At 67.7% G+C, this 17045-nt stretch carries 12 protein-coding genes and 2 pseudogenes; 7 read left to right on the top strand and 7 right to left on the bottom strand.

Annotated features, from left to right (window positions below; translation table 11 throughout):
* Positions 1–27: 27 nt before the first annotated feature.
* A pseudogene (locus G3M62_RS04315) lies at positions 28–120 on the top strand (hypothetical protein); the annotation flags it as partial.
* Here the strand turns inward: G3M62_RS04315 and G3M62_RS04310 are convergent.
* The gene (locus G3M62_RS04310) at positions 118–1344 is read right to left on the bottom strand and encodes a serine hydrolase domain-containing protein (RefSeq protein ID WP_165185008.1); all 1227 of its coding nucleotides are present in this window, start codon (positions 1342–1344) and stop codon (positions 118–120) included. The pseudogene G3M62_RS04315 and the gene G3M62_RS04310 overlap by 3 nt on opposite strands.
* A 132-nt stretch (positions 1345–1476) precedes the next feature.
* Between G3M62_RS04310 and G3M62_RS04305 the strand changes: the two genes are divergently transcribed.
* The 6 genes from G3M62_RS04305 to G3M62_RS04280 all read left to right on the top strand — a co-directional run bounded on the left by G3M62_RS04305 (position 1477) and on the right by G3M62_RS04280 (position 11595).
* A complete protein-coding gene (locus tag G3M62_RS04305) occupies positions 1477–3453 on the top strand; it encodes a response regulator (protein ID WP_165185006.1) in 1977 nt (658 codons plus the stop codon).
* A 169-nt stretch (positions 3454–3622) separates the two neighbouring features.
* Complete coding sequence (locus tag G3M62_RS04300) at positions 3623–4867, top strand: TetR/AcrR family transcriptional regulator (protein WP_165185005.1); 1245 nt, start codon at positions 3623–3625, stop codon at positions 4865–4867.
* A 455-nt stretch (positions 4868–5322) separates the two neighbouring features.
* Positions 5323–5826 (top strand): MarR family winged helix-turn-helix transcriptional regulator, encoded by a 504-nt coding sequence (locus G3M62_RS04295; RefSeq protein ID WP_165185003.1) that lies wholly within the window; start codon positions 5323–5325, stop codon positions 5824–5826.
* A 62-nt stretch (positions 5827–5888) separates the two neighbouring features.
* Entirely contained in the window at positions 5889–7406 is a 1518-nt protein-coding gene (locus tag G3M62_RS04290) for an efflux transporter outer membrane subunit (protein WP_165185002.1), read from the top strand.
* Positions 7403–8491: an efflux RND transporter periplasmic adaptor subunit gene (locus G3M62_RS04285; RefSeq protein WP_165185000.1), complete on the top strand. Its 1089-nt coding sequence runs from the start codon at positions 7403–7405 to the stop codon at positions 8489–8491. Before G3M62_RS04290 ends, G3M62_RS04285 begins: the two co-directional genes overlap by 4 nt.
* Positions 8491–11595: an efflux RND transporter permease subunit gene (locus G3M62_RS04280; protein WP_165184999.1), complete on the top strand. Its 3105-nt coding sequence runs from the start codon at positions 8491–8493 to the stop codon at positions 11593–11595. The genes G3M62_RS04285 and G3M62_RS04280 overlap by 1 nt, the downstream gene beginning before the upstream one ends.
* A 4-nt stretch (positions 11596–11599) precedes the next feature.
* Here G3M62_RS04280 and G3M62_RS26875 read toward each other — a convergent pair.
* The 6 genes and pseudogenes from G3M62_RS26875 to rpsL all read right to left on the bottom strand — a co-directional run.
* Positions 11600–11695: pseudogene (locus G3M62_RS26875) on the bottom strand (hypothetical protein); the annotation flags it as partial.
* Between the two features lie 38 nt (positions 11696–11733).
* Positions 11734–12216, bottom strand: a complete 483-nt coding sequence (locus G3M62_RS04275; RefSeq protein ID WP_165184997.1) for a thermonuclease family protein — start codon at positions 12214–12216, stop codon at positions 11734–11736.
* Between the two features lie 252 nt (positions 12217–12468).
* Positions 12469–13659, bottom strand: a complete 1191-nt coding sequence (tuf, locus tag G3M62_RS04270) for an elongation factor Tu (protein ID WP_165184995.1) — start codon at positions 13657–13659, stop codon at positions 12469–12471.
* Between the two features lie 117 nt (positions 13660–13776).
* A complete protein-coding gene (gene fusA / locus G3M62_RS04265; protein WP_165184994.1) occupies positions 13777–15855 on the bottom strand; it encodes an elongation factor G in 2079 nt (692 codons plus the stop codon).
* Positions 15856–15969: 114 nt separating this feature from the next.
* A complete protein-coding gene (rpsG, locus tag G3M62_RS04260) occupies positions 15970–16443 on the bottom strand; it encodes a 30S ribosomal protein S7 (RefSeq protein ID WP_007661568.1) in 474 nt (157 codons plus the stop codon).
* Positions 16444–16456: 13 nt separating this feature from the next.
* Entirely contained in the window at positions 16457–16828 is a 372-nt protein-coding gene (gene rpsL / locus G3M62_RS04255; RefSeq protein ID WP_007661566.1) for a 30S ribosomal protein S12, read from the bottom strand.
* Between the last annotated feature and the right edge of the window lie 217 nt (positions 16829–17045).

Raw genomic sequence — 17045 nt, 5'->3', positions numbered from 1 at the left:
TGAGGTCTTGCGTCCTTCGAGGGTCGCCTGCGGCTCGCACCTCAGGATGAGGAATTCAGCAACAACGTTCCTCATCCTGAGGCGCCCGCGCAGCGGGCCTCGAAGGACGCACGAACCCTAGGCGTTGCTCTCCGTCAGGGCCGCATAGACCAGCGTCCGCAGTTCGCGGCGGATCGGATAGGCCGAGGACGGGATCAGCTGGGTCATGAACACCACGGCCAGATCCTCGACCGGGTCGATCCAGAAGGCCGTCGAGGCCATGCCGCCCCAGAAATACTCGCCCAGCGAACCCAGGTTCCGAGTCCGCGCCTGGTCCACCGTCATGGCGAAGCCGAGGCCAAAGCCCAGCCCCTCGAACACCGCCTCGCTGAACAGCGACTTGGACATCTGGGTCAGTTCCAGCCCGCCCGGCAGGTGGTTCATGGTCATCAGCTTCAACGTCTTGGGGCTGACGATCCGCACGCCGTCCAGCTCGCCGCCGTTCAGCAGCATCCGGCAGAACCGCATGTAGTCGTCGGCCGTCGAGACCAGACCGCCGCCGCCGGACTTCACCGACGGGTCGGACAGATAACGGCTGGTGGCCGGATCGTCCTGCAGCACCACCTCGCCCTTGGGGTTCAAGGTGTAGCAGGCGGTGAAGCGATGACGCTGGTCCTCGGGCACGAAGAAGCCGGTGTCGACCATCTTCAGCGGCGTGAAGATCTTCTCCTTGAGGAACACGTCGAACGGCTGGCCGGAGATCAGCTGGACCAGGTAGCCGAGCACGTCGGTGGCCACCGAATAGTTCCAGGCCTCGCCCGGCGAGAACTCCAGCGGCACCGTGCCCAGGGTCCCGATGAAGTCGAGCAGGCCGCCCTCGCTGTCGACCCCGTCCAGCTTCAGCTTGCGATAGGCCGCGTCGACGTTGCTGCGCTGCTGGAAGCCGTAGGTCAAACCAGCGGTATGGCGCAGCAGGTCGACGATCCGCATCGGCTGGTCGACCGGCTTGGTCAGGAAGGCGCCCGCCACCCCGGCCTGGAAAACACCGAGACTCTTCCATGCGGGGATGTAGCGGTGCACCGGATCGTCCAGCGCGACCTTGCCCTCCTCGACCAACATCATGAAGGCGATCGAGGTGATCGGCTTGGTCATCGAATAGATGCGGAACAGGCTGTCGGCCGTCAGCGGAAGGCCGCGTTCCTTGTCCGCCGCGCCCAGAACCGTGGTGTGCGCCAATTGGCCGCGACGCCACACCTGAACCAAGGCGCAGGGCAGCTTTCCGGGCGTGACGTAGCGATCCTGAAGGAAGGCGTCGATGCGCTTCAGTCGGTCCGACGACAGACCCACGGCTTCGGGCGTGCTCAAGCTGTGCTCCTCCTGCGACCGTCCTCACAGGAGAGCCGGCGTACTGTTTGTGGCGGATATCGAAGGGGCGGTACGTCGAAACTCGCCCTTTACCCCATCGTGCGCATATCAATTGAAAACTAGGGAACGGGGATGGGCAAGCACTTGCGCGACAAGACCCCCTCAGCACCGCCTGAACGTCCGGTCGGCCCCAGCGTCGAGCAGGCCGCCGCCGACTGGTTCTTCGAGAGCAGCCTCGACATGTTCGTGGTGCTGGAGAACGACGCGATCGTCCGCGTCAACCCGGCCTGGACCAAGCTGACCGGCTGGACGTCCGCCGAGACCCTGGGCCGGCCGATCCGCGACTTCTTCCACCTGCACGACACCGACACCATCATCGGCATCGGCGAGACCCTGCGCGCCCTGGGCGAGGCCCGCTCCGAGCACCGTCTGGCCCGCAAGACCGGCGGCTGGCTGTGGGTCCGTTCGCAATCCAAGCTGCTGCCGGAAACGCTGGGCGGCGAAGCCCTGCTGGTCGTCATCCAGGACTTCACCGAAGAGCGAGCGCGGCGGCTCGAACGCCAACAGGCCGAACGCGCCAACGAGCTGCTGCGCAACGCCGCCGGCGTCTATGTCTGGCGCTTCGATGCGCGCAAGGGGATCTACGTCTTCGAACAGGACATCCCCACCCCGTCCTCGCCCCAGGGCGGCGTGCGGACCATGACCGTCGCGGAGATGACCGCCTCGATCCACGCCGACGACCGGCAGATGGTCTGGGAGGCGTTCAGCCACACCCTGGCCACTGGCGACCACAGCCTGCTGATCTATCGCTATCTCGACCCGGCCAACCAGGACTGGGTGTGGATGCGGGCCGCCTGGCGCGGGACGCGCGGGGCCAGCGCCCAGGCCTGGGACGTGATCGGCATCAGCCAGGACGTCACCGAACTGGTCACCGCCCGCGACGCCGCCCTCGGCGCGGCCGACGCCAAGTCGCAGTTCCTGGCCAATATGAGCCACGAGATCCGCACCCCGATGAACGGCGTGCTGGGCGTCATGCATCTGCTCAAGCGCGAGAAACTGTCGGCCGACGGTCGCCAGTTGCTGACCGAGGCCCTGGGCTGCGGGGCCATGCTGTCGGAACTGCTGAACGACATCATCGACTTCTCCAAGATCGAGGCCGGCAAGCTGGAGCTGAACCCCGAGCCGATCGATCCGGCCGCCCTGCTGCGCAGCGTCGCCGACCTGCTGCGGCCCCAGGCCCGGCAGAAGGGCCTGAGCCTGGAGGTCACCGTCGATCCCGGCATCGGCTGGATCGGCGCCGATCCGCTGCGCCTGCGCCAGGGCCTGTTCAACCTGCTGGGCAACGCCGTGAAGTTCACGCTGGAGGGCGGCGTCCAGGCGCGGCTGACCTCGGCCGGCCCACCGGACGCGCCGCGCCTGCGCTTCGAGATCCAGGACAGTGGCGTGGGCGTCGACCAGGCCACCGCCGAGGGTCTGTTCCAGCGCTTCAGCCAGGCCGACGGCTCGACCACGCGGCGCTTCGGCGGCGCGGGCCTGGGCCTGGCGATCACCCGGCGGCTGGCCGCCCTGATGGACGGCGACGTCGGGTTTTCCAGTCCCGCGGAAGGCGGCTCGCTGTTCTGGCTGGAGATCGCGGCCCCGCCGGCCGTCGAGGCCGCCGCTTCGGACGAGACGGCCGACACCGCCCTGCTGGCCGGCCTGCGCGTGCTGATCGTCGAGGACAACGCCACCAATCGCCTGATCGCCGGCCGGCTGTTGCAGGCCATGGGCGCGGTCGTCGAGACCGCCGAGGACGGCCTTCTCGGTGTCGAGGCCGTCGAGCGCAGCGGCCAGGGCTTCGACCTGATCTTCATGGACATCCAGATGCCCGGCATGGACGGCGTCGAGGCCACCCGGCGCATCCGCGACCTGGGCGGCGCGGCGGCCCGCACCCCGATCCTGGCCATGACCGCCAACGCCCTGGCCCACCAGCAGGCCTCCTACATCGCCGCCGGCATGAACGGCGCGGTGGCCAAGCCGCTGTCGCCCGGCGCTCTGGTCCAGGCCATCGTCGCCGCGCTGGGCGAGACGTCGGAAGCGGCCCCCGAACGGACCTCCCTGGCGTCCTAGATCTTCGAACCACGCCGCCGCCTCAATTCCGCAACACGGCCGCAAGATTCCGCGCCCACGAAAGCAGCGCCGAAGCGAGTCGCGCGCCTTGTCGTGAAGGTGGGGCTTCCTAAATTGGACCAACGGGTCCAAAGGAGCCGCGCGCAGGCCGCGAACAAGGGGGCGACACATGGACGACGGCCGGATCGCGAGCCCCGCCACCGAGCGGTACGCGAAGAAGAAAGAGGCGATCCTCGCCGCCGCGACCGCCATCCTGAACCGTCAGGGCGTCAAGGGCATGACCCTGGCCGACGTCGCCGCCAAGGTCGGGCTGATCACCACCAGCGTCACCTATTACTACCGCAAGAAGGACGATCTGGCGGCCGCCTGCTTCATGCGCGGCCTGGAACGTTTCGACGCCCTGGTCGGCGAGGCGGGCAAGGCGCCCGACGCCCCCAGCCGGCTGCTGGCCTTCCTGGACCTCTATCTCGACCTGAACCGCCGGGTGCGCCTGGGCGAGGCCGCGCCCTTGACCAGCTTCACCGAGATGCGGGCCCTGAAGGAGCCCCTGCGCGGCTCGGTGCAGGGCGCGTTCAACGACCTGTTCCGGCGCGTGCGCGGCTTCTTCGAGGGGCCCGAGTTCGACCACCTGGACAAGCGCGACCGCAACGCCCGCACCCATCTGCTGCTAGAGCAGGTGTTCTGGTCGGGCTCGTGGCTGCGCCGCTACGACGTCGACGACTATGGCCGCGTGCGCGACAAGATGTACGACATCCTGGTCCACGGCCTGTCCGCCCCCGGCCGGGTCCCGCCTGGAGAAGAGTGGGCGCCGATCGCCCTGCCCGACCCGACGCCCGAGGCGCCCGAGGGCCAGGACTGGCGCGAAACCTTCCTGGTCGCCGCCACCCGGTTGATCAACCAGCGCGGCTATCGCGGGGCTTCGGTCGAGGACATCTCGGCCCAGCTGAACGTCACCAAGGGCTCGTTCTACCACCACCACGAGGACAAGGACGCCCTGGTGGTCGAGTGCTTCGAGCGCACCTTCGCCGTCACCCGCAAGGCCCAGGCCGACGCCCGCGCCCTGGCCAAGGACAGCTGGGAGCAGTTGTCGTCGGCGACCGCCGCCCTGGTCGCCTACCAGCTGTCGGACCACGGTCCGCTGCTGCGCGCCTCGTCGATGGGGGCCCTGCCGATCGAGATCCGCCACGAGATGGCCCAGGGCTACAACCGCGGTTCCGAACGCTTCGCGGCGATCATCTCGGACGGCGTGGCCGAGGGCTCGGTGCGGGCGGTCGACCCGATGATCGCGGCCCACATGATCAACTCGATGCTCAACGCCGCCGCCTCGCTGGGCGTGTGGGTTCCGGGCATGGAACGCGAAGACGCCGCCCGGCTGTTCGCCCGGCCGCTGCTGACGGGGCTGTTTTCGAAGTAAGGCGGCTCACCGACTTGCCCCCGCCTGACGGCTTCGCCGTCTGTCCGCCCCCATAGCGGGCGGAGGCGAACGCGACGCCTCTTCCCCCTCCGGGGGAAGACGACCGCGAAGCGGTCCGTGGGGGGCGAGCGTTCGCCGCTCCGCCCCCTAAAATAATCCCCCGCCGATGTCGCACGGCCGCTCCCTCGCTCGTCATTTCCATGAGAGCGAACGGCCGCATCGCCCGTCATCAACCGTCGGCAGGAGAAAATGCGATGACGCCGCACCTTTCATCCCGCCGGTCGCGCCCCCAATTGAACGAACGGCGGTCGCTCGCGTTAGTCGCGCGGTCGGCGCCTTGGGGGTTTGCGCGATGAAGGACCTGACGATCAATCGCGCGGTGCGCGCTTCAGGGTCCGCAACCATATCGCTAAGTGATTTGACTGTTAAATCGTTTAACAATATGGATCACCGCCATGACGGACGATCCCCATTCAGCGCCCGGAGCGTGGCGGACCTCGCCAGTGTCCCGCGACCCGATCGGTCAGCGGCTGAAGACCATTTCCGTCCTGACCCGCCAGGTCAGCCGCAAGATCGGCGAGAGCCTGGGCGTCAATGTCACCGACATGGCCGCCCTGGAGCAGCTTCTGAGCCACGGCCCCATGACGCCGGGCCAGCTGGCCGAGCATTTGAAGGTGACCACGGCCGCCGCCACCCAGATCGTCGATCGCCTGGAGCGGGCCGGCCATGTGACGCGGGAACGCCAGGCCGGCGACCGGCGCAAGATCTGCGTCGTGCCGCTGGAGGCCTCGATCGACCGGGCTTTCGTGCAGTTGGCCCCGATGCTGGACGGACTGGACGGCGTGATCGCCGGCCTCTCCCCGGCCGAGCGCCAGGTGATCGAGCGCTTCCTGGATCAGGTCGCTGATGTCTACCACGCTGTCGCCAACCTTCCGCCGTCGGCTCCCGGGCCTCACTGAAAAACCGGCGACCGTCCTCCCCCTTCGGTCGCGCCTGCAGGTGTTTGTTGATGAGTGAAATCATGACCGGAGAGCGCCAGCGCCCTCGGCCATTCCGATCCGGAGCCTCCATCCTGGCCTTGAGCCTGGCGGGCCTGGCCCTGGCCGGCTGCGTGCACACCCCGCGCCCGACGCCCGACACCCGCCTGCCGGCCGCCTACGCGGCGCCCGCCGGCGCCGCCCTGCCCCAAGCGACGCTGGATCGCTGGTGGACCAGCTTCAACGATCCGCAGCTGACCGCCCTGATCGAGACCGCTCTGGAAAAGGCGCCCGACGCCCGCACCGCCACGGCCAAGCTGGAAGAGGCGCGCGCCGTCCGCAAAGGACAGGTGCGCCAGCTCTACATCCCCTCGACCCCGCTGACCGGCAAGGCCAGCAAGACCCACACCGATATCCTCGACAGCAAAGGCGCCAGCTTCACCCAGGGCGGCGATAGCGAAAGCTATGGCGCCAATTTCGACGTCTCCTGGGAGCTGGACCTCTGGGGCCGTCGCCGGGCCGCCCGCCAGGTGGTCGACAACGACCTGGCCGCCGCCCGCTTCAATTACGAAGGCGCCCGCGCCGCCCTGGCCGCCAGCGTCGCCCAGTCCTATTTCGACGCGCGCGGCCTGGCCGTGCAGTTGGACGACGCCCAGGAGACCGCCCGCATCAACGGCGAACTGCGCGAGTTCTCGACCAAGAAGGCCAAGGCCGGCCTGATCGCCAGCTCCGAGGCCGACCGCGCCGCCGCCGACGAGGCCCAGAGCCTGGCCCAGGTCGAGAACCTGCAAGGCCAGCTGACCGCCGCCCGCCGCACCCTGCTCATCCTGGTCGGGCGGGGCATAGATCCGGTCGCCAGCCTGCCGGTCGACGCCACGCTGGACGCCGCCCCGCCGATCCCCGCCACCCTCCCCGACGCCCTGTTGGCGCGGCGGCCCGACATTCGCGAGGCCCAGGCGCGCCTGGCCTCGGCGGCCGGCAATCTGAAGATCAACGAACTGGCCCTACTGCCGACCCTGAACCTGACGCCCGGCGTCGGCTGGTCCAAGAGCGTGTCGCCGGCCTTCCCGTTCATCACCGAGTCCGGCGCGACGACCGGCGGCAAGACCTCGACCACCAGCTCGGCCTGGACGCTGGGCGCCAATATTTCGATCCCGGTGCTGAACATCCCGTCCCTGCTGGCCGACATCGACGCCCAGAACGCCCGCACGCAACAGGCGGCCATCGCCTATGAGAAGGCGGTGCAGACCGCCTATGGCGAGGCCGAGAACGCCATGGTGCAACTGGCCGCCGACCAGCGCCGCGTGGCCTTGCTGACCGACGGCGAGGCCCGCGCCCAGCGCGCCTACGCCGCCGGCCGCAAGGGCTACACCCTGGGCCTGACCGACCTGACCAGCACCCTGCAGTCCGAAATGACCTGGCGCGCCAGCCGCACAGCCCTGACCGGAGCCAAGACCCAGGCCCTGCAACGGGCCGTCCAGGCCTACAAGGCGCTGGGCGGCGGCTGGGCGCCCGACGCCCTGGTTCCGCAAGACCAGACCCAGCAAGTTTCCTCGAAATGAGATCCTTTCCCATGACGACCCGCACCGCGCTCGCCGCCATGATCCTGATCGCCTCGGTGGGCCTGACCGCCTGTGGCGACAAGAAGGACAAGGCCCAATCGGGTAAGGCGGGGGCCGCCGCCGCCGCCCAGGCCCGCACCGTCAGCGTCGGCTCCGTCGAGACCCGGCCGCTGGGCGGCGGGGTCGAGGCCTCGGGCCTGCTGGTCTCGCGCGAGGAAGCCGCCGTCGGCTCCGAACTCAGCGGCTACCGCGTCGCCCGCCTCTACGCCGACGAAGGCGACTGGGTCCGCGCCGGCCAGCCCCTGGCCCAGCTGGACGACACCCTGCTGCGCGCCCAGGTCGACCAGCAGGCGGCCGTCACCGCCCAGTCCCAGGCCGAGGCGGCCCGCGTCGCCGGCCTGGACGGCCAGGGCGTGCTGAGCCAGGAGCAGATCGAAACCCGCCGCTACCAGGCCAAGGCCCAGGAAGCGGCGCTGAAGGAACTGCGCACCCGCGTCTCGCGCATGACCATCACCTCGCCGGTCAGCGGCCGGGTCCTGCAGCGCGGCGTGCAGCCGGGCCAGATCGCCGGCGGCGGAACCACGCCCTGGTTCACCATCGCCCGCGACGGCCTGGTCGAGCTGGACGCCGAGGTCAATGAAGCCGATCTCCCGGGCATTCGCGAGGGCCAGTCGGCCCAGGTCAGCCTGCCCGGCGGCCAGTCGATCTCGGGCGTCGTGCGCCTGGTCAGCCCGCGCGTCGACAGCAACAGCCGCCTGGGCAAGGTGCGCGTGCGCCTGCCCGTCCGGCCCGACCTGCGGCCCGGCGGCTTCGGCCGCGCCACCTTCGGCGCTTCGGGCGCGGCGGTCACCGCCATTCCGGAATCGGCGATCCGCTACGAGGCCGACGGCCTGTCGGTGATGACTGTCGACAGCAACAACCGCGCCCACCAGGTGGCGGTGAAGATCGGCCAGAAGGGCGGCGGCTGGGCTCAGCTGGTCCAGGGCCCGCCGGCCGGAACCCGCATCGTGCTGGGCGGCGCCTCGTTCGTCGCCGACGGCGACACGATCCGTCCCGCGACCAACACCCAGCAGGCGGCGCGCTGATGGCCGAACTCCGCATCTCAGCCTGGGCGATCAAGAACCCGATCCCGGTCGCGGTCCTGTTCATCGCCCTGATGGTCGCCGGCATCGGGTGCTACCTGATGCTGCCGGTCAAGCAGTTCCCCAACGTCGAATTCCCCGCCGTGGTCGTGACGGTCACCCAGAGCGGGGCCGCGCCCGGCGAGATGGAGACCCAGGTCACCCGTCCCGTCGAGGACGCGATCGCCGGCATCGCGGGGGTCAAGACCATCCGCTCGTCGGTGGTCCAGGGCGCCTCGACCACCACCATCGAATTCAACCTCGGCGAGGACCTGCAGAAGGTCACCGACGAGGTGCGCTCCAAGATCGACCAGACGCGCGCCGTCCTGCCCAAGGAGGTCGACGAGCCGATCGTCCAGCGCCTGGAAATCACCAGCGCCCCGATCATCACCTACGCCGTCTCGGCCCCGAACATGAGCTCGCCCGAGCTGTCGTGGTTCATCGACGACACCGTCACCCGCGCCCTGCAGGGCGAAAAGGGCGTGGCCCAGGTCGCCCGGGTGGGCGGCATGAACCGCGAGATCAACGTGGTCATCGATCCCGACCGCATGGCCTCGTTCGGCGTCACCGCCCCGCAGCTCAGCCAGGCCCTGGCCGGCTTCTCCGTCGACGCCCCCGGCGGGCGGGCCCGAATCGGCGGTCGCGAACAGACCCTGCGGGTGCTGGGCGCGGCCACCACGGTCGAGCAGCTGCGCGACATCACCATCCCCATCGCCGGCGGCCGCTATGTGAAGCTGACCGACGTGGCCCAGGTGGGCCAGGGTTCGGAAGAAGAGCGCGGCTTCGCCCGCCTGGACGGCAAGGCCGTGGTCGGCTTCCAGGTGATGAAGACCCGCGACTCCAGCGACGTCGCCGTCGAGGACAACGTCAAGAAGGTGGTCGAACAGCTGGAGGCCAAGCAGCCCGGCGTGACGTTCGTGAAGATCTTCTCGACCGTCGACGAGACCCGCGCCAGCTTCGCCGCCACCGAGCACACCCTGCTGGAAGGCATGCTGCTGGCCTCGCTGATGGTGTTCGTGTTCCTGCGCGAGTGGCGGGCCACCCTGATCACCGCCATCGCCATGCCCGTGTCGCTGATCCCCACCTTCGCCTTCATGGCGATCATGGGCTTCTCGCTGAACGTGGTGACCCTGCTGGCCCTGACCCTGGTCATCGGCATCCTGGTCGACGACGCCGTGGTCGAGATCGAGAACATCGAAAAGCGCGTCGCCCGCGGCCAGAGGCCGTACCTGGCGGCGATGGAGGGCGCGGACGCCATCGGCCTGGCGGTCGTGGCCACCACCTTCACCATCGTGGCGGTGTTCGTGCCGGTGTCCTACATGCCCGGCATGCCCGGCCAGTTCTTCAAGGAATTTGGCCTGACGGTGGCCGTCGCGGTGCTGTTCTCGCTGGTGGTCGCCCGCCTGCTGACGCCGCTGATGGCCGCCTACTTCCTCAAGCCGGCCCGCCATCCCCACGCGCGTCCCGAGTTCAAGGGCTTCTATCGCGGCGCCCTGGACTGGGCGCTGGATCACCGCATCCTCAGTTGCATCATCGGCGGCGCGGTGTTCGTCGGCTCGGTCATGCTGGCCGGGCTGCTGCCCACGGCCTTCCAGCCGGCCAACAACGCCAACTACTACTACATCAAGGTCCAAGGCCCGCCCGGCGCGACCCCGACCGACATGGACCGCACAGTCCAGGCGGTGACCACCATGTTCCGCAAGCGTCCGGAGGTCACCCACGTCTTCGCCCAGGTCGGCTCCAACGTCGGCAGCGGCGGTCCGAACGGCCAGAGCGGCGCCGACATCCGCGACGCCACCGTCACCATCGTGCTCAATCCCAAGCGCGACATGACGGTCACGCAGCTCAAGCAGGACGTCCGCACCAGCCTGCACGACATTCCCGACGCCCGGGTGAACCTGCTGGGCGACTGGGGCTCGTCGGACGTCTCCACCATCCTGACCGGTGAGGACGGCCCGCTGCTGGAACGCACGGCCGCCCAGGTCGAGCGCGAGATGCGCGGCCTCAAGACCATCGCCGACCCGCGCCCCTCCACCCCGCCCAGCGGTCCGGAGATCGTCATCCGGCCCAAGGCCGACGAGGCCGCCCGCCTGGGCGTCAGCGCCGCCGACATCGCCGCCATCGCCCGCGTGGCCACGGTCGGCGACATCGACGCCAACGTCGCCAAGATGACCCAGGGCGAACGCCGGATCCCGATCCGCGTGCGCCTGCCGGCCGCCGCCCGCGCCGATCTCGACGCCCTGGGCGCCCTGCGCATCCCCACGGCCAACGGCGGCACCACGCGGCTGGACACCGTGGCGGACCTGTCGTTCCAGGCCGGGCCGGCCAAGATCGATCGTCTGGGCCGCAAGCGCCAGCTGACCATCGAAGCCGACCTGAACAACGGCGCCCAGCTGGGCCAGGCCATGGCCGAGGTCAACAAGCTGCCGACCATGAAGAAGCTGCCGGCGGGCGTGGCTCCGGACGCCGCCGGCGACCAGGAGGCCTTCATCGAGCTGTTCACCGGCTTCGCCATCGCCCTGCTGACGGCCATCGGCCTGGTGTTCGGGGTGCTGGTGCTGCTGTTCCGCAGCTTCTTCAAGCCGATCACCATCCTGTCGGCCCTGCCCCTGGCGATCGGCGGCGCGTTCTTCGCCCTGCTGATCACCGGCCAGGCGCTGTCGCTGCCGTCACTGATCGGCTTCCTGATGCTGATGGGCCTGGCGGCCAAGAACTCGATCCTGCTGGTCGAGTACGCGATCGAGCAGGAGCGGTCGGGCATGAGCCAGCGCGAGGCCATCCTCGACGCCTGCCACGAACGGGCCCGGCCGATCGTCATGACCACCCTGGCGATGATGGCGGGCATGCTGCCGACCGCCATGGGCCTGGGCACGGGGTCGGAGTTCCGCCAGCCGATGGCCGTGGCGGTGATCGGCGGCCTGATCACCTCGACCGTGCTGTCGCTGGTGCTGGTGCCGGTGGTCTACGAGATCATCGACGACTTCGAGCATTGGCTGACCCCCAAGCTCTCGCGCATGACCACCCCGCGCGAGGCCGACGAGACGGCCCACGTGGTCGAGCGGGGGTAGTTCCGGAAGCGAAAACCTCGTCCTTCGACAAGCTCAGGATGAGGTTTTCGACTGCCGAGGCCTACACCATGGTCCTCATCCTGAGCTTGTCGAAGGACGAGGACCACGCATCGCGTTGAACGCCGATAAGCCCCGCCCCTAATCCAGCAGGGAATTCACCGTCGGCGCGCCGGTCGCCTTGCCGCTGATCGGCTCGCACCAGGAAAAGCGGCCGTTCAGGCCGTCGGTGCGTCGCGCCGCCAGGCCGTTCTCGAACATCTCCTGGCCCAGGTCGACGCCGTCCAGCTTCACGACCGCCAGCTGGCGGTGGAACTCGTCGAAGCCGGTCCCGGGCTCGACCGCGATCTCGCGAGCGGCCTTCATCTTCTCGCGCACCCAGGCCAGGGTGGTCTGGGCCGCCGTGGCCTCGGCCCAGCAGCGGGCGTCCGGCACGCCCTGCGGCGCATAGGCGTTGGCCAGGCGCACATGGGCCCCGTCGATCACCATGGCGTCGGCGCTCAGCACCCGCACGCGGTCGCCCAGGCCGGGCGGCGGCAGGATCGACGACGGCGGGTCCGGCGTCTTCTGGCAGGCGGCCACGAGGACGGCCAGGACCAGGATCATGTGGCGTTTGCGGATCAAGAGCTCACCCCGAGTTCGAGGCGCAGGATAACGCGTTGGGAAAGCCAGCGCCACTTGCCCCCTACGGATCGCTTCGCGATCGTCTTCCCCCGGAGGGGGAAGAGCCTTCGCTCGGAGGCTCCGCCCCCTACGGGGGCGGACAGACCGCGAAGCGGTCAGGTGGGGGCAAGTGGGTGAGCCTCAAAGCAAAAGGCCCCGGAGTTTCCTCCGGGGCCTTCGCTTAGGTCAGCCTAGTCGCTGAAGATCGATCGACTACTCGACGATCTTGGAGACGACGCCCGAACCGACGGTCCGGCCGCCTTCGCGGATGGCGAAGCGCAGGCCTTGGTCCATGGCGATCGGGGTGATCAGCTCGATGTCCAGCTCGGCGTTGTCGCCCGGCATGATCATTTCCACGCCTTCGCGCAGCTTGATGATCCCGGTCACGTCCGTGGTGCGGAAGTAGAACTGCGGGCGATAGTTGGTGAAGAACGGGGTGTGACGACCGCCTTCTTCCTTGGTCAGGATGTAGGCCTCGGCCGCGAACTTGGTGTGCGGGGTGATCGAACCGGGCTTGCACAGCACTTGGCCGCGCTCGACGTCTTCGCGCTTGGTGCCGCGCAGCAGCACGCCCACGTTGTCGCCGGCTTGACCTTGGTCCAGCAGCTTGCGGAACATTTCAACGCCGGTGCAGGTGGTCTTCTGCGGGGCGCGGATGCCGACGATCTCGACTTCCTCGCCGACCTTCACGATGCCCTTTTCGATACGGCCGGTCACGACCGTGCCGCGGCCCGAGATCGAGAACACGTCTTCGACCGGCATCAGGAAGGGTTGGTCAACCGGGCGGGCCGGCTGCGGGATGTAGGTGTCGACCGTGGTCATCAGTTCCAGGATCGACTGCTCGCCGATGATCGGGTCGCCGCCGTCGATGGCCACCTTGGCCGAACCCTTGGTGATCGGAATGTCGTCGCCCGGGAAGTCGTACGAGCTGAGCAGCTCGCGCACTTCCATCTCGACCAGTTCCAGCAGCTCGGCGTCGTCGACCAGGTCGACCTTGTTCATGTAGACGACCAGCGCCGGCACGCCGACCTGACGGGCCAGCAGGATGTGCTCGCGGGTCTGCGGCATCGGGCCGTCGGCGGCCGACACGACCAGGATCGCGCCGTCCATCTGGGCCGCGCCCGTGATCATGTTCTTCACGTAGTCGGCGTGGCCGGGGCAGTCGACGTGGGCGTAGTGACGGTTGGCCGTCTCATATTCCACGTGCGCGGTGTTGATCGTGATGCCGCGGGCCTTTTCTTCCGGCGCCGCGTCGATGTCGGCGTAGTTCTTCGCCGTCGCGCCGCCCGACTTGGCCAGGATGATGGTGATCGCGGCCGTCAACGTCGTCTTGCCGTGGTCAACGTGACCAATCGTGCCGATGTTGCAGTGCGGCTTATTACGTTCGAACTTTTCCTTGGCCATTTTTCTCTAGCTCCGGACCCCAGAGGGGCCTGCAATGGTTGAACTTCTGGGGTGGTGTGCGGACGAGCTCCGTGGAGCTCGTCCTAGTCCTTGGCGGGCTTTTCCGAAAGGGAAAGCTTACGCGTACTTCTTGATCACTTCGTCAGCGACGTGTTGCGGCACCGGCTCGTAGTGGTCGTACTGCATGGTGAACTGGGCGCGACCTTGGCTCATGCCGCGCAGGGTGTTCACGTAGCCGAACATGTTGGCCAGCGGCACGAAGGCGTTCACCACCGTGGCGTTGCCGCGCATGTCTTGGCCCTGGATCATGCCACGGCGAGCATTCAGGTCGCCGATGACCGAACCCAGATACTCTTCCGGGGTCACGACCTCGACGGCCATGATCGGCTCGAGCAGCTTGGGAGCGCCCTTTTCACGCAGTTCCTTGAAGGCGGCGCGCGACGCGATTTCGAACGCCAGCACGCTGGAGTCGACGTCGTGGTACTTGCCGTCCGTCAGGGTCGCCTTGAAGTCGATCAGCGGGAAGCCGGCCAGCAGACCGTTGTCCTTGACGGACTCCAGACCCTTCTGGACGCCGGGGATGTATTCCTTCGGCACCGCGCCGCCGACGATCGAGTTTTCGAACACGAAGCCCGAACCCGGCTCGCCCGGTTCGAAGGTGATCATGACGCGGGCGAACTGGCCCGTACCACCGGTCTGCTTCTTGTGGGTGTAGTCGATGTCGACCTTGCGGCCCAGGCTTTCGCGATAGGCAACCTGCGGCGCGCCGATGTTGGCTTCGACCTTGTAGGTCCGCTTCAGGATGTCGATCTTGATGTCCAGGTGCAGCTCGCCCATGCCCTTCAGGATCGTCTGGCCGCTTTCGAAGTCGGTCGAGACGGTGAAGGACGGATCCTCGGCGGCCAGCTTGGCCAGGGCGACGCCCAGCTTTTCCTGGTCGGCCTTGGACTTGGGCTCAACGGCGATCTCGATGACCGGCGCCGGGAATTCCATGCGCTCCAGGATGACCGGCGATTTCAGGGGATCGCACAGGGTGTCGCCGGTGCGGGTTTCCTTCAGGCCAGCCAGGGCGACGATGTCGCCGGCGAAGGCTTCCTTGATGTCTTCGCGGTTGTTGGAGTGCATGAGCAGCATGCGGCCAACGCGCTCGCGCTTGTCGCGCGTGGCGTTCAGCAGGCTCATGCCGGTTTCCAGCTTGCCCGAATAGATCCGGCAGAAGGTCAGCGAACCGACGAAGGGGTCGTCCATGATCTTGAACGCCAGAACCGACAGGGGCTCTTCGTCCGAGGCGCGACGCACGACTTCTTCTTCGGTCTTGAAGTCGATGCCCTTGGTCGGCGGGATGTCCAGCGGCGACGGCAGGTAGTCGACGACGGCGTCCAGGAGCGTTTGCACGCCCTTGTTCTTGAAGGCCGAGCCGCAGAGGATCGGATAGAAGGCGCCGGTCAGCACGGCCTTGCGGATGCACTTCTTCAGCACGGCTTCCGAGGGCTCTTCGCCGCCCAGATAGGCTTCCATCGCTTCGTCGTCGAGTTCGACGGCGGCTTCGACCAGGTAGGCGTGAGCTTCCTTGGCCTTGTCCAGCAGGTCGGCGGGGATTTCTTCGTCGCGGAAGTTGGCGCCCAGGGCGTCGTTGTCCCAGACCACGGCCTTCATGCGGACCAGGTCGACCAGGCCACTCAGCGAGGATTCCGAACCGATCGGGAATTGGATCGGAACGGCCTTGGCGCCCAGACGGTCGCGGATCGATTCCACCGACTTGTCGAAGTCGGCGCCGATCTTGTCCATCTTGTTGACGAAGACGATCCGCGGAACCTTGTACTTGTCGGCCTGGCGCCAGACGGTTTCGGTCTGCGGCTCGACGCCGGCGTTGCCGTCCAGCACCGTCACGGCGCCGTCGAGAACGCGCAGGCTGCGCTCGACTTCAATCGTGAAGTCGACGTGGCCTGGGGTGTCGATGATGTTGAGGCGCTTGTCTTTCCAGAAAGCGGTCGTCGCGGCCGACGTGATCGTGATGCCGCGCTCTTGTTCCTGGTCCATCCAGTCCATGGTCGCGGCGCCGTCGTGGACTTCGCCGATCTTGTGCGACTTACCCGTGTAATACAGGATCCGCTCGGTCGTCGTCGTCTTTCCGGCGTCGATGTGCGCCATGATGCCGAAGTTACGGTAGTCTTCGATTTTATGCTGGCGGGCCATGGATCTAGCTCTGCGTGACTGCCCAGCCCCAAACGGGGACGGGGACATTTAAACGTGCGGCGCGGGCGGTTTATCGCAAACCGCCCGCGCCTGAAAGAGTGCTGGTAAGAAAGGTTACCAGCGGTAGTGCGAGAACGCCCGGTTGGCTTCAGCCATCTTGTGGGTGTCTTCGCGCTTCTTCACCGCGGTGCCGCGGTTGTTGGAAGCGTCGAGCAGTTCACCGGCCAGCTTTTCGGTCATGGTGTTTTCGCCACGCTTGCGCGCGGCGGTCACCAGCCAGCGGATGGCCAGGGCGCGACGACGGTCCGGACGGACTTCCACGGGCACCTGGTAGGTGGCGCCGCCGACGCGGCGCGACCGGACTTCGATCGCCGGGGCGACGTTGTCCAGGGCGGAGTGGAAGGTCTCAAGCGGACCTTGGTCCTTGCGCTTGTTTTCCAGGATGTCGAAAGCACCATAGATGATGTTTTCGGCGACGGCTTTTTTGCCCTCGTACATCACGTAGTTCATGAACTTCGTGACAATCAGGTCCCCAAACTTGGGATCCGGCAGGACTTGGCGTTTCTCGGCGCGACGGCGGCGGGACATCTTCTTCTATTCCTTACTTCGGACGCTTGGCGCCGTAGAGCGAACGACGCTGCTTACGATCCTTGACCCCTTGGGTGTCGAGGACGCCGCGCAGGATGTGATAGCGGACGCCGGGCAAGTCCTTGACGCGGCCGCCGCGGATGAGCACCACCGAGTGCTCCTGCAGGTTGTGGCCTTCGCCCGGGATGTAGCAAACGGCTTCGATGCCGGTGGTCAGACGGACCTTGGCGACCTTACGCAGAGCCGAGTTCGGCTTCTTCGGGGTCGTCGTGTAGACGCGGGTGCAAACGCCGCGACGTTGGGGGCAGCCCTTCAGGGCGGGCACCTTGTTCCGGACCGGCTTAGGCTGGCGCGGTTTGCGGATGAGCTGGTTGACGGTAGGCATTAAGTCTCTGCTCTGATGGAAGCGTGTGCCTGTCGGCCGAGGCGCTTCGGGTCCTAGTTCTGTATTCCGGCTTTCTCGGCCCCGGATGGGGACCTGATAAACACGAAACTCGCCGGGACGCGGGTAGCGTTCCGGCGGGCTGATCCGTCGGGTAAGGGACGGGCGCTCATCAGGACGGACAGGGTCCGCCTCGAAAAGAGCGCGGAAACTACTCGCG

Source organism: Caulobacter soli (assembly GCF_011045195.1).
Classification (GTDB): domain Bacteria; phylum Pseudomonadota; class Alphaproteobacteria; order Caulobacterales; family Caulobacteraceae; genus Caulobacter; species Caulobacter soli.
This window is presented reverse-complemented; position numbering and strand designations above follow the sequence as displayed.